The organism is Pseudomonas syringae pv. tagetis (genome assembly GCF_022557255.1).
Taxonomy (GTDB): domain Bacteria; phylum Pseudomonadota; class Gammaproteobacteria; order Pseudomonadales; family Pseudomonadaceae; genus Aquipseudomonas; species Aquipseudomonas caricapapayae.
Map to the genome: position 1 here is coordinate 5936215 of NZ_CP092923.1, position 13214 is coordinate 5949428.

Below are 13214 nucleotides of genomic sequence, written 5' to 3' on the forward strand. Positions count from 1 at the left end.
CAGCAAAAAGGGGCTCACGACGCTGGTCATGAACCCCTTGTGTCTTGCTACATAGAACCGCTGCCAGCGCTTTGATTCCTCTGTATCAGAAACTTTACCCTCAGCTGGCGCGGGCGTTACGTACGCCTTCGGCCAGTGCAGCGCACAGCGTCAACACGCCATCGATTGCCTGCTCCGGCGACTCGGCTGTGGCGATCTTGTCGACGAACGCCGAACCCACCACAACACCGTCTGCCAGACGCGCAATGGCCGCTGCCTGCTCAGGTGTACGAATGCCGAAACCGACGCTGATCGGCAGATCAGTGTGGCGGCGCAAGCGAGCGATGGCTTCAGTGACATGCTCGGTGGTTGCCGAGCCAGCACCGGTCACACCGGCAACCGACACGTAGTAGACGAAGCCGGAACTGCGCTCCAGCACACGCGGCAGACGCGCATCGTCGGTGGTCGGCGTGGTCAGGCGGATGAAGTCGATGCCGGACGCCTGCGCAGGCGTTGCCAGTTCAGCGTCGTGCTCGGGAGGCAGGTCAACGATGATCAGGCCGTCAACGCCGGCTTCCTTTGCCTGCGCCACGAAGGCTTCGACGCCAAAACGGTGGATCGGGTTGTAGTAACCCATCAGCACAATCGGCGTGGTCTGATCGTCGACACGGAATTCGCTGACCATCTGCAGGGTTTTCTGTAGGGTCTGACCCGCGTCCAGAGCACGCAGAGTTGCCAATTGAATGGCCACACCGTCGGCCATCGGATCGGTGAAAGGCATGCCCAGCTCAATCACGTCAGCACCCGCCGCAGGCAGGCCCTTCAGGACTTTAAGCGAAGTGTCATAGCCAGGATCACCGGCAGTGATGAAGGTGACCAGCGCCGCACGACCGTCGGTTTTAAGCTGGGCGAAACGTTGTTCGAGACGGCTCATACCAGCTTCTCCTGAGTTTTTTCGGCGGCGGCCATGTGGTTCATGACGGTTTGCATGTCTTTGTCACCACGCCCGGACAGGCATACGACCATCAGGTGATCGTCGCGCAGGTTGGTCGCCCGCTTCATGGCTTCGGCCAGTGCGTGAGCCGTTTCCAGCGCGGGGATGATGCCTTCTAGCAGGCAGCATTGATGAAAGGCATCCAGCGCTTCGTCGTCGGTGATGCTGACGTATTCGACGCGCTTCACCTCGTGCAGGAATGCGTGTTCCGGACCAATGCCGGGGTAGTCCAGACCGGCAGAGATAGAATGCGCATCGGTAATCTGTCCGTCGCCATCCTGCAGCAGGTACGTGCGGTTGCCGTGCAGCACGCCCGGCACGCCGCCATTGAGGCTGGCCGCGTGCTTGTCGGTATCGACACCGTGGCCGCCCGCTTCAACCCCGATGATCTCTACGCTGGCGTCATCCAGGAACGGATGGAACAGGCCCATGGCGTTGGAACCGCCACCGACGCAGGCAATCAGGCTGTCCGGCAGGCGGCCTTCCTTCTCTTGCATCTGCTCTCTGGTTTCCTTGCCGATGATGGCCTGGAAGTCACGCACCATCGCCGGGTAAGGGTGCGGGCCTGCCACGGTGCCGATCAGGTAGAAGGTGTCTTCGACGTTGGTCACCCAGTCGCGCAGCGCTTCGTTCATCGCATCTTTCAGAGTGCCGGTGCCGGAAGTGACTGGCACGATTTCAGCGCCCAGCAACTTCATGCGGAATACGTTGGCCTGTTGGCGCTCGATATCGGTAGCACCCATGTAGATCACGCAAGGCAGGCCGAAACGCGCTGCAACGGTTGCAGTGGCAACGCCGTGCATGCCTGCGCCGGTTTCCGCGATAAGACGTTTTTTGCCCATGCGCTTGGCGAGCAGTACCTGGCCGATGCAGTTGTTGATCTTGTGCGCGCCGGTGTGATTGAGCTCTTCGCGCTTGAAGTAGATTTTTGCGCCGCCGCAGAACTCGGTCAGACGCTCGGCGAAGTACAGCGGGTTCGGGCGGCCCACGTAGTCGCGCTGGAAGTAGGCCATCTCTTTGGCGAACTCCGGGTCAGCCTTGGCGGCTTCGTACTCGCGGTTGAGGTCTAGCACCAGCGGCATCAGGGTTTCAGCCACGTAGCGGCCGCCGAATGAGCCGAACAGGCCATTGGCGTCGGGGCCGCTGCGGAAATTGGTCTGGTTCATGAAGTGCTCCAGTTGCAGTATTGGGCGAATGGGTTGAGCCGTATTGGCAATGGGTCCACTTTAACCAGCGCAAGACCGGATGAAAACCGATAAGATCGCTGCAACCTGTCAGGAAAACTCACAGATCATGAGCCGCGACCTCCCTCCCCTCAATGCCTTGCGCGCCTTCGAAAGCACTGCTCGTCTTGGCGGTGTCAGTCAGGCCGCCGAACAGCTGAACGTGACACATGGCGCTGTCAGTCGCCAACTGAAAGTGCTCGAAGAGCACCTGGGCGTCAGCCTGTTCAGCAAGGACGGCCGAGGCTTGAAACTCACAGATGCAGGTATTCGATTGCGCGATGTCAGTAGCGAAGCCTTCGACCGCCTGCGAGGTGTGTGTGTCGAACTGAGCAAAGGCAGCGCAGACGCGCCGTTTGTGCTGGGTTGTTCCGGCAGTCTGCTGGCGCGCTGGTTTATTCCACGTTTGAGTCGCCTGAATGCCGAGTTGCCGGACCTGCGTCTGCACCTGTCCGCGGGCGAAGGCGATCTTGACCCGCGTCGGCCCGGCCTGGATGCATTGCTGGTATTCGCCGAGCCACCGTGGCCTGCAGATATGCAGGTGTTCGAACTGGCAAGCGAGCGGATCGGACCGGTATTGAGTCCGCGGTTCGCTGGGTTCGGACGCCTGCACGATGCACCGGCCGCGGCCCTGCTTGAGGAATCATTGCTGCAAACCACCTCTCGTCCGCAAGCCTGGCCAAGCTGGGCGCAGCAAAACGGCATTGATCCGCGATCATTGCATTACGGGCAGGGTTTCGAGCATTTGTATTATTTGCTGGAGGCGGCCGTAGCAGGCCTGGGCATTGCGATTGCGCCGGAGCCATTGGTCATTGATGACCTTAAAGCCGGTCGCCTTGCTGCGCCATGGGGCTTCAGCGAAACCCCGGCGCAGCTGGCGCTCTGGGTGCCCAGACGCGCGGCCGATGGACGGGCGCGGCAGCTTGCTCAGTGGTTGAAAAATGAGCTGAAGCGGCCTAGGGACCCGATCAGAGTCTGATCAGTTGCCGCGCTTGAACAGCATGTACGCAGCGATCAGGCCAATGGCACCTACCGCAACGCCAGCGGTGGTCCAAGGGTGTTCCTGAGCGTAGTCGCGGGTAGCCAGTGCGTTTTCGCGGGTTTTTTCTTTAACGTCTTCGTAGACATCGCTGAGCAGGCTGCGCGAGTGGCTCAGAGCGCTTTCAGCGTTGGCTTTCAGATTTTTCAATGTCTTGCGCGACTCGTCGGTAGCGTCGGCTTTCAGGCCCTCGAGGGACTTCAGGAGGCTCTCGATTTCAGCTTCCATACTCTGCAACGAGGCTTTGCGAAGTGACGTAGTAGCCATGGTGTTTCTCCTGCAATGATGAGTGGGCGTGTTGTTTCCGACTCCGGGCTTTTTGGAAAGTGCGATGGGATTTTTGCAAAGCGCTGAACTTTTGCGCGCGTTCTCCTGACAGAAGCAGGGAGCGCGGTCTATATCGCGTCTTTTCCAGACCTTCAGGAGAACTGCCATGACCGATCATCACACGTACAAAAAAGTTGAAATCGTAGGCTCTTCCACCACCACCATCGAAGACGCCATCAATAACGCACTGGCCGAAGCCAGCAAAAGCCTCGATCTTATGGAATGGTTTGAAGTGACTGAAACCCGCGGCCATATTGAAAACGGCAAGGTTGCGCACTTCCAGGTCACCTTGAAAGTCGGCTTCCGCATTACCAACAGCTGATGGCCCTCTGAACCTTTTGGCTGGCCGATTGCCATAACCTGCGCTACATACACACAGATATGGCCACACGGTTGATGTGTGGGCGTGGGAATTTAATGGGCGCCTGTTCCGATGGCGTCTTCATTATTTGGCCGGACGAGAGGGATTACCCATGAAGAAGTTTTTGTTGGCTGTAGGCTTGCTCAGCGTTGCAGGCACTGCCCTCGCGGCAGGCAAGCCATGTGAAGAGTTGAAAAGTGAAATCGACGCCAGACTCCAGACGAAGGGCGTAACGTCCTACACGCTGGAAGTGGTCGAGAAAGGCAGCGCGGCCGACAAGCAAGTCGTCGGCACTTGCGAAGGCGGGACCAAGGTAATCGTTTACCAGCGCGGTTGATTGCCAATCGGGCCTGACCCTGGTCAGTTTGCCCGGTTAATCCCGTTTGCAGGTTTCACGAACAGAATCGCCCCGGACTGTCATCCAGTCCGGGGCGATTCTGTTTTTGGCGGGGTATTTTGCGCTTCGACAAACCGCTTAACCGTGTGCGACCTGCGCCAGGATCTCGTAAGACCGCAGACGATCCTCGTGCTCGTACATGTCGCACGTGAAGATCAACTCATCGGCGTCGGTCTGTTCAAGCAATACGTCCAGCTTGGCGCGGATCTTGTCAGGGCCGCCCACCATCGCCAGTCCCAGAAAGCTTGCCACTGCTTCACGCTCGTGCGGCAGCCACAGCCCGTCCATCGATTCTACGGGTGGGCGCTGCATAAGGCTGTGCCCGCGCATCAGCGCCAGAATGCGCTGGTACACAGACGTTGCCAGGTATTCGGCATGCTCGTCAGTGTCTGCCGCCGACAGCGGGACGCCGAGCATCACATACGGCTTGTCGAGCACGGCCGATGGCTGGAAGTGATTGCGGTACACGCGAATCGCCTCATGCATGTAGCGCGGAGCAAAGTGCGATGCGAAGGCATACGGCAAGCCACGCATGCCCGCCAGCTGTGCGCTGAACAGACTCGATCCCAATAGCCAGACAGGCACGTTAGTGTCCGAGCCTGGCACAGCGATCACTTTTTGATCAGGTGTGCGTGGCCCCAGGTATTCCATCAGCTCGGTGACATCGTCCGGGAAATCCTCGGCACTACCGGAACGCTCACGACGCAAGGCGCGTGCGGTCATCTGATCGGACCCCGGCGCACGGCCCAGGCCCAGATCGATCCGGCCGGGATACAGACTGGCCAGCGTGCCGAACTGCTCGGCAACCACCAGCGGTGCATGGTTGGGCAGCATGATACCGCCTGCACCGACGCGAATGGTCGACGTGCCCCCGGCCAGATACGCCAGCAATACCGACGTCGCCGAACTGGCGATACCGTCCATGTTGTGATGTTCAGCCACCCAGAAGCGCTTGTAGCCCAGTTTCTCGACATGCCGGGCGAGGCTGAGCGAGTTGCGCAGGGATTCGGCGGGACCTCTGTCATAGCGCACGGGCACCAGATCAAGGGTAGAAATTTTTACATCTGCCAGACGTTTCATAGGCCGGGGTAGCTCCTCGAATTGTGATGGGCTGGCTGCTGGAGCTGCCCACGATGAAACAGCAGTGCGGGCGCAAGCATGGCTTTTCAATGGTGTGCGCAGAAAAACCTACTTAAACGCTCGGTCTTTCCGACGGTTGAACTTTCCAGAGTCGACTATCCTCAGAACCTTGTAACAGCATTGATCCAAATTCATTCCAAAAGGAGCCACCATGAGTATCGTCAAGAAAGCATCCGCCCACTGGGAAGGTGATCTGAAAACCGGTATCGGCAGCATCTCCACGGAAACCGGAGTGTTGCGTGAAGCGCCTTACGGCTTTAAAGCCCGCTTTGAAGGCGGCAAGGGCACTAATCCTGAAGAATTGATCGGCGCAGCCCACGCAGGTTGTTTCTCGATGGCATTGTCCATGATTCTGGGCGGTGCAGGCCTGACTGCTGAAAGCATCGACACTCAGGCTGAGGTGTCGCTGGATCAGGTAGAAGGCGGTTTCGCGATCAGCGCTGTGCATTTGACCCTCAAGGCTAAAGTGCCAGGCGCGACCCAAGAGAAGTTCGACGAACTGACCAAGCAGGCCAAAGAAGGCTGCCCGGTTTCGAAAGTGTTGAACGCCAAGATCACTCTGGACGCTACATTGCTGAGCTGATTCACGGCCAGCCTTGCGGGAGCGCTTGTGCGCTCCTGTTTCTGCTGTATAAAGCTGGCTTGCTTCATCGGTCATGCGCTTATTGACGCATGTTTTGATTTTGATCAGGAGTCGAGCATGAAACGTTTAATTCTGGCAGTGACCTGCACGTTGCTGGCCACCAGCGCCCTGGCGGCACCGAAGTCCTGTGAGGAGCTCAAGGATGAAATCGAAGCCAAGATCCAGGCCAACAATGTCACATCCTATACGCTGGAAATCGTCAGCAACGAAGAGGCCACAGACCCGAACATGGTTATCGGCAGCTGCGACAACGGTACGAAAAAAATCATCTACCAGCGTAATGATCGCTGATCAGATGCAATGCACCCCGCCCTCTTCTTCCTCTTCGGCCACCACGTTGCGCTGTGCGTCGTACAGCCAGGCATCCACACTGTTCGCCAGTGAGCGTACCTCCAGCACATAGCGTTGCCCAGCAGTGAAGTGGTCGTAACGCACACTGACGTAGCAGGTGATCTCGGTATATTCATCACCGATCATCCCCATCCCGCCTGACCGGTACTCATAGTCATAACGAACCTGCAACTCGTGGCTGCCCGGCGTTACCTGAAAATAACGTCCATCGTAAGTGTTCTTGCCATCCAGCTTGTCGGCCATGACCAGTTGTCCGGTGAAAGTGCGCATGTCGACCCACGCCATGTCCGGGTTGACCGCAGGCAAGGGACCGGCGCATCCGGAGAGAGCTGTCAGGGCTAATGCGGTAATCGGGGCTGTGATGCGCATTTTGGCGGTTCCGGGATGTGTGAGTCGATGTATGGCGGCAGGCTTACCCTGCCATAAGCGTGACAGGCATCTGAAGACACTTCGACTGAAAATTAGCGTTCGCGAGCAAGCTCGCACACAAAGAGGGCATTTCAAAGTGCGTGTGAATCGGCTTCATGCGTTGGCACCTTTGCGTGCGGCTATATAAACCCGCTTGAATAGTCAGCCGCGAATTTTGATTTCTACAGTCAATTGATAGGATAATTTTATTGAGGCTCTATAAAATTTTCTTGATTCCTGATTGTCGATTGTACATTTTTATTAAGTGCCTTGTGACCTCAAAGCATGTGTCAAGGAATAGACAGCTTTTGTTGATGGCAGAACCTGTCTCAATCAAAAAAACATTAGGGATGTGAAAAATGTGGAGTAAACGGGGTGAAAAAAGCGAGTCGCTAGTTACCAATCTGGCGGGAACGTTGAATGATCAGCCATGGAATGACTATTCTTTCGGCTTGGGAATCAATGCCGAAAGTGGTGCGTTTGCTGTACAAGCAGTTAGCCCCATTACACCAGAACCTGGTAGGGCAAAAAATACCGTTCAGAAGTACGAAGTGATTGCGACCGCTGACGACTATAGTCGACTTTTCAAAGCGGAAGCTCAGGGCGAATACAATGTAGGTGCCGCCAGTGCATCGGCATCCGCGTCATATTTGTCCAATGTCACGTTCTCTGAAACCTCGTTGACGATATTGGCTTTCTATGACGTGACGGACGCGGATTATGCCTCGCTGAGTCCAGCGCCAGCCTTCACCCCTCAAGCCAGTGAGTTGGCAAGCTCGAACCCGGCTGGCTTTCGGGACACGTATGGCGATTACTTCGTTGCCACCGCGAAATTCGGCTCGCGCTTCGTGGCTACTTATACGTGCAGCACAACGACGACTACTGCGCTGCAGACTTTCAAAGCAGCCGTTGCCGGTAAGAAAGACATACTAAGCGCTTCCGGGGCTGCGGAATTCGAGTCGCTGGCAAGCTCAAGCGATGTCCATGTGAAGGTGGCGGTCACCATGAACGGGACGTCAGGAAAAGCGCCTCCTGTCGGGGCTGACGCTAACAGCATTCCCACTATATTGACGTGGTTTACAGAAAACCTGCAGCCTGTTCCGCGTCGTGCCAGGCTGATTCATTATTCACAGATCGATAACCGCATTCCCAATACGTTACCGCTAAACCCTGATAACTTTGCCAAGGTCAAGACCATCGCGTTTCAGCTGCGGGAACTGGAGTCACTCACGTCGGCCATTCCGGGCTATTACTCCACCCAGCCCTACAGCCTCACCCCGCCCGTTCAAGGCATCAATACTGTAGCGGACACGCAGCAATACTTAACGAATCAGTACAGCGCACGTATCGGCACCTTGCTTTACGAGCCTGACGCGGCAAGTCAGTTAAGTCAGCAAGTCTCTGAGCTGACCAGAAGCCTTCAACCTTCGCTCGCGTTGTTCTCTTTCTATCAGAGCCTGACGCTCTCACCGCCGAATGAGCCAGCGAGCGGTGTCTATTCGACGTTGGCCGGGATCAAATCCACCGAACTTACCAATGTTTCAATTCAGGAGGACAATCAGCATTACAGCGCTGACTGGACAATCGGCCACCAAAGCCACACCTTTTCGTTCCCGTTCGACCCGTCTGAAGGGGGCGCTATTATTACCGGCTGGTACATTCAAAACGGCTGGAACAGTGAAACCAACGGCGACTGGAAGTCCAACGGTGCGATGATTGGGAAAACATCTGGGTCCTTGTACGTTGAAAGCAACTATGACCGAGGCTGCAACTGGAGTCTCCACGTTTATTACCTACCCCGGTCCACATTCCCGTGGCTGGCCAGAACAACGTCCTGATCCGACCCTTCACGGATAGCACTCCCCAACCTGGCAGCCCGGGCGCACTCTCCTGGTGAGCGTGCGCCCGGGCTGACTTACTTTCCTCTCGCTCTGCTGTGCCCTCCGGTTCCAGCGTTCGTCGTAAGCGCTTCATAAACCACGCGTGCAACGCCCTGCTATCGGCGCAAGGCTCGATCTTGTCGAATTACCTTTTTAATCGGCGAATCTCGACAGTTGCACATCTCCCTGCCCGTCCGGCATAACATCACCCTGTCCAGATCACCAAAGCCCTCCCGCTCATGTCCACACTGACCGCCCCACGCCTTTGTCGCGTCATTTTACTGATGGCCGTTACGCTGCTCGCCGGCTGCGCCAGCGTTTCCTACTACGGTCAATTGGCTCAAGGACAGTGGCAATTGCTGCAGGCTCGCGAACCGGTGGCGAAGATCGTCGCTGACCCGAAGCGGGATGCCGGGTTGCGCGAGCATCTGGCCCGTTCACAGTTGGCACGGACGTTTGCCACTGAGCATTTGCATCTGCCGGATAACAAGAGTTACCGCCTGTATGCGGATCTGGGGCGGCCTTATGTGGTGTGGAATGTGTTTGCCACCGACGAGTTCTCTCTGGAGCCGGTTACGCATTGTTTTCCGATTGCCGGGTGTGTCGCCTATCGCGGTTATTACAGCCCTGGCGGAGCGCGGGGTGAGGCGGCGTTGCAGCGCCAGGCTGGCAAGGATGTGTATCTGAGTGGTGTGGAAGCCTATTCGACGCTGGGCTGGTTCAATGATCCGATTCTCAGCTCCATGATGGGCTGGGGCGACGAGCGTCTGGCGACGCTGATTTTTCATGAGTTGGCGCATCAGCGTTTTTATGTGAAGGACGACACGGAGTTCAACGAGTCCTACGCCAGTTTTGTCGAGCAGGAAGGCACGCGCCAGTGGCGTGCGGCGCGGGGGCTGCCTCCGGAGAGTGTTTCTCAGTCTGCGCGGCGTGACCGGTTTACCCGGCTGGTACTCGATACCCGAGAGCGACTCAAGGCGCTGTATCGTCAGCCGCTGTCTGCCGAAGTGATGCGCGCGCGCAAGGCTGAAGAGTTTGAGCGCATGCGCAGTGACTACCGAAAATTGCGCGATGAGCAATGGGCGGGCGACAAGCGCTTTGATGCCTGGATCAACAGCCCGATGAACAACGCCAAACTGCTGCCTTTTGGTCTTTACGACCAATGGGTGCCAGCTTTCGAGACCTTGTTCAGGCAGGTGGATGGCGACTGGCAGGCGTTTTATCGGGCGGTGGAAAAGTTGGGCGCGATGCCTGCCGAGGCGCGCAAGACTGCGCTGCGGGCGTTAATGCCTTGATGGATTCTCGTTACTAAGCTCTGCGTGGTAATGCCTTTCCGGACGCTCTGCGTCCGATCTTGAGCACGTGGTGCGGCGCAAAATTGTGACGCGAAGCGTCACGAAAGGCATTCCTGCGCTGGAGCATAGGAACGATGGTCAGCCTCAGCCCTTATCAAACTCCTCAGCCAGGTGCTGATCCTTGAGCTTCACGTAATTAGCGGCGCTGTATGGGAAGAAGGCGATTTCCTTTTCGGTCAGTGCCCGCGCCTGTTTGACCGGGCGGCCGACATACAAGAAACCACTTTCCAGTACCTTGCCCGGCGGCACCAGGCTGCCTGCGCCAATGATCACTTCGTCTTCGACAATCGCGCCGTCCATGATAGTGGTGCCCATGCCGACCAGGATGCGGTTGCCGAGGGTGCAGCCATGCAGCATGGCTTTGTGACCGATGGTCACCTCATCGCCAATCAGCAGCGGAAAACCGTCCGGGTTGAAGGGACCGGCGTGGGTGATGTGCAGCACGCTGCCATCCTGCACGCTGGTGCGAGCGCCGATGCGGATGCGGTGCATGTCGCCGCGTACCACCGTCAGTGGCCAGACGGAGCTGTCGGCACCGATTTCCACGTCACCGATAACCACCGCTGAATGATCGACAAAGGCCCGTTCGCCGAGGGCTGGGGTGTGCTCCTGAAACTTGCGCATGGCCACGATAGGCTCCTTCTTTGGCAGTGATAGGCGTGTAGAGCGGGTTTGGTTGCTGCGGTCGGCGTCGATTGTAATTAAGATGGCTGAGTGTTTCTTCAAGGCAAGGTGCAAAACCGTGAGCGCGAACAACCCTCTTCTGCAATCGTACGACCTGCCACCCTTTTCGGCGATTCGTGCCGAACATGTCAAACCTGCTATCGAACAGATCCTGGCGGATAACCGTGCCGCGATTGCCGACATCCTCGCCAAACAAGGTTCGACACCGACCTGGGCCGGGCTGGTACTGACCATGGACGAGCTGAACGATCGCCTGGGCGCTGCCTGGAGCCCGGTCAGCCACCTCAATGCGGTGTGCAACAGCTCCGAGCTGCGCGAAGCGTATGAATCCTGCCTGCCGGCATTGAGCGCCTACTCCACCGAGATGGGCCAGAACCGCGCGCTGTTTCAGGCCTATGAAGCCCTGGCCAACGGCCCTGAGGCCGCCGGTTTCGACGTTGGCCAGAAGACCATTCTGGAACAATCGCTGCGTGACTTCCGCCTGTCCGGTATCGATCTGCCGCCAGAGCAGCAAAAGCGTTACGCCGAAGTGCAAAGCAAACTGTCGGAGCTGGGCAGCCAGTTTTCCAACCAGTTGCTCGACGCCACCCAGGCCTGGACCAAGCTGGTCGCCGATGAGTCTGCCCTCGCCGGTCTGACTGATTCTGCCAAGCAGCAAATGGCCGCCGCCGCCAAGGCAAAGGATCTGGAAGGCTACCTGATCACGCTGGAATTCCCGAGCTACTACGCGGTGATGACCTACGCCGAAGACCGCGCACTGCGCGAAGAAGTCTATGCGGCGTACGCCACCCGCGCGTCGGATCAAGGCCCGAACGCAGGCAAGAACGACAACACTCCGGTCATGGAGCAGATCCTTGATCTGCGTCAGGAGCTTGCGCAGCTGCTCGGCTATGCAAACTTCGCCGAGCTGAGCCTGGCGACCAAGATGGCCGAGTCCAGCGATCAGGTGTTGAGTTTCCTGCGTGACCTGGCCAAGCGCAGCAAGCCGTTTGCCGCCCAGGACCTTGAGCAACTGAAGGCTTATGCTGCAGAACAGGGCTGCCCGGATCTGCAAAGCTGGGACAGCGGTTTCTATGGCGAGAAGCTGCGCGAACAGCGCTACAGCGTTTCTCAGGAAATCCTGCGCGCCTACTTCCCCATCGATAAGGTGCTGGGCGGTCTGTTCGCTATCGTCCAGCGCCTGTACGGCATCGAGATTGCCGAGCAGAAAGGTTTCGATACATGGCATCCGGACGTTCGTCTGTTCGAGATCAAGGAAAACGGCCAGCATGTGGGGCGTTTCTTCTTCGATCTGTATGCGCGCGCCAACAAGCGTGGCGGTGCCTGGATGGACGGCGCTCGTGATCGTCGTCGTACGGCTGAGGGCACGTTGCAAAGCCCGGTGGCCAACCTGGTGTGCAACTTCACACCGGCAGTCGCGGGCAAGCCTGCGCTGCTGACTCACGATGAAGTCACCACGCTGTTCCACGAGTTCGGTCATGGCCTGCATCACCTGCTGACTCGCGTCGAGCATGCCGGTGTTTCCGGTATTAATGGCGTGGCCTGGGACGCCGTCGAGTTGCCGAGCCAGTTCATGGAAAACTGGTGCTGGGAGCCCGAAGGTCTGGCGCTGATCTCCGGTCATTACGAAACCGGCGAGCCGCTGCCACAGGACCTGCTGGAGAAAATGCTCGCCGCCAAGAACTTCCAGTCCGGTCTGATGATGGTGCGTCAGTTGGAGTTCTCGCTGTTCGACTTTGAATTGCACGCCACCCACGGTGACGGGCGCAGCGTGCTGGATGTGCTGGAAGGCATTCGTGACGAAGTGTCGGTGATGCGTCCGCCCGCCTACAACCGTTTCCCGAATAGCTTCGCGCATATCTTCGCAGGCGGTTACGCAGCCGGTTATTACAGCTACAAGTGGGCCGAAGTGCTGTCCGCCGATGCGTTCTCGAAATTCGAGGAAGACGGTGTGCTCAACGCTGAAACCGGCCGTGCCTTCCGCGAAGCCATCCTGGCCCGCGGTGGCTCACAGGCTCCGATGGTGCTGTTCGTCGACTTCCGCGGACGCGAGCCGTCGATTGACGCACTCTTGCGTCACAGTGGCTTGAGTGAGGACGCGGCAGCATGACCGATACACCGGTAATCATTACCAAGAAACGCTTTATCGCCGGGGCCGTCTGCCCGGCGTGCAGCGAGCCTGACAAGCTGATGATGTGGAGCGAAAACGATGTGCCGCACCGTGAGTGCGTGGGCTGCGGCTACAGCGATACGCTCAACGAACAAGGTATTTCGATACCGAAGGAGTTGGGCACGCGGGTCAACAAGGCAGTGGTCAAACCGGCGGATCCGAAGGTGCAGGGTGTGCAGTTCTTCCCGAATCCGAAATTGAAGAAGCCGGTTGATTTGGAATGATTGATTTCTGAATACATATGTCGAGGGGCACCGAACGTG

At 57.8% G+C, this 13214-nt stretch carries 15 protein-coding genes; 9 read left to right on the forward strand and 6 right to left on the reverse strand.

What is annotated here, in order from left to right; translation table 11 throughout:
* Nucleotides 1–100: 100 nt before the first annotated feature.
* Complete coding sequence (gene trpA / locus MME58_RS26585; protein WP_122239378.1) at nt 101–913, reverse strand: tryptophan synthase subunit alpha; 813 nt, start codon at nt 911–913, stop codon at nt 101–103.
* The gene (gene trpB, locus MME58_RS26590; protein WP_055006064.1) at nt 910–2139 is read right to left on the reverse strand and encodes a tryptophan synthase subunit beta; all 1230 of its coding nucleotides are present in this window, start codon (nt 2137–2139) and stop codon (nt 910–912) included. The genes trpA and trpB overlap by 4 nt, the downstream gene beginning before the upstream one ends.
* 79 nt (nt 2140–2218) lie before the next feature.
* Here trpB and MME58_RS26595 point away from each other — a divergent pair, with 79 nt between their 5' ends.
* Complete coding sequence (locus MME58_RS26595) at nt 2219–3175, forward strand: LysR family transcriptional regulator (protein ID WP_054988226.1); 957 nt, start codon at nt 2219–2221, stop codon at nt 3173–3175.
* Here the strand turns inward: MME58_RS26595 and MME58_RS26600 are convergent, their stop codons facing one another.
* Complete coding sequence (locus MME58_RS26600; RefSeq protein ID WP_003318456.1) at nt 3176–3502, reverse strand: ElaB/YgaM/YqjD family protein; 327 nt, start codon at nt 3500–3502, stop codon at nt 3176–3178.
* Between the two features lie 166 nt (nt 3503–3668).
* On the opposite strand from MME58_RS26600, the gene MME58_RS26605 reads away from it, so the two are divergent.
* Complete coding sequence (locus tag MME58_RS26605) at nt 3669–3884, forward strand: dodecin (protein ID WP_002551350.1); 216 nt, start codon at nt 3669–3671, stop codon at nt 3882–3884.
* Between the two features lie 151 nt (nt 3885–4035).
* The gene (locus MME58_RS26610) at nt 4036–4260 is read left to right on the forward strand and encodes a DUF1161 domain-containing protein (RefSeq protein ID WP_054988225.1); all 225 of its coding nucleotides are present in this window, start codon (nt 4036–4038) and stop codon (nt 4258–4260) included.
* 138 nt (nt 4261–4398) lie between these two features.
* On the opposite strand, the gene MME58_RS26615 is transcribed toward MME58_RS26610, so the two are convergent.
* The gene (locus MME58_RS26615; protein ID WP_055006063.1) at nt 4399–5400 is read right to left on the reverse strand and encodes an LLM class flavin-dependent oxidoreductase; all 1002 of its coding nucleotides are present in this window, start codon (nt 5398–5400) and stop codon (nt 4399–4401) included.
* 211 nt (nt 5401–5611) lie between these two features.
* On the opposite strand from MME58_RS26615, the gene MME58_RS26620 reads away from it, so the two are divergent.
* Together MME58_RS26620 and MME58_RS26625 are read left to right on the forward strand one after the other, a co-directional pair.
* Nucleotides 5612–6043, forward strand: coding sequence for an OsmC family protein (locus MME58_RS26620; protein ID WP_003421563.1), 432 nt, complete (start codon nt 5612–5614; stop codon nt 6041–6043).
* A gap of 117 nt (nt 6044–6160) precedes the next feature.
* Nucleotides 6161–6394: a DUF1161 domain-containing protein gene (locus tag MME58_RS26625; RefSeq protein WP_054988223.1), complete on the forward strand. Its 234-nt coding sequence runs from the start codon at nt 6161–6163 to the stop codon at nt 6392–6394.
* Here the strand turns inward: MME58_RS26625 and MME58_RS26630 are convergent, their stop codons facing one another.
* Entirely contained in the window at nt 6395–6823 is a 429-nt protein-coding gene (locus MME58_RS26630; RefSeq protein ID WP_082427423.1) for a PA0061/PA0062 family lipoprotein, read from the reverse strand. It abuts the gene before it with no gap.
* 398 nt (nt 6824–7221) lie between these two features.
* On the opposite strand from MME58_RS26630, the gene MME58_RS26635 reads away from it, so the two are divergent.
* Entirely contained in the window at nt 7222–8700 is a 1479-nt protein-coding gene (locus tag MME58_RS26635; protein WP_054988222.1) for a hypothetical protein, read from the forward strand.
* A 281-nt stretch (nt 8701–8981) separates the two neighbouring features.
* Complete coding sequence (locus MME58_RS26640; RefSeq protein WP_054988221.1) at nt 8982–10037, forward strand: aminopeptidase; 1056 nt, start codon at nt 8982–8984, stop codon at nt 10035–10037.
* Nucleotides 10038–10181: 144 nt separating this feature from the next.
* Here the strand turns inward: MME58_RS26640 and MME58_RS26645 are convergent, their stop codons facing one another.
* Entirely contained in the window at nt 10182–10721 is a 540-nt protein-coding gene (locus tag MME58_RS26645; RefSeq protein ID WP_371913006.1) for a gamma carbonic anhydrase family protein, read from the reverse strand.
* 82 nt (nt 10722–10803) lie between these two features.
* Between MME58_RS26645 and prlC the strand changes: the two genes are divergently transcribed.
* The gene (gene prlC, locus MME58_RS26650) at nt 10804–12891 is read left to right on the forward strand and encodes an oligopeptidase A (RefSeq protein WP_162491456.1); all 2088 of its coding nucleotides are present in this window, start codon (nt 10804–10806) and stop codon (nt 12889–12891) included.
* Nucleotides 12888–13175 carry a YheV family putative zinc ribbon protein gene (locus MME58_RS26655; RefSeq protein ID WP_054988218.1) on the forward strand — a complete coding sequence of 96 codons (288 nt, stop codon included), beginning with the start codon at nt 12888–12890 and terminating at the stop codon, nt 13173–13175. Before prlC ends, MME58_RS26655 begins: the two co-directional genes overlap by 4 nt.
* The last annotated feature ends 39 nt before the right edge of the window (nt 13176–13214 follow it).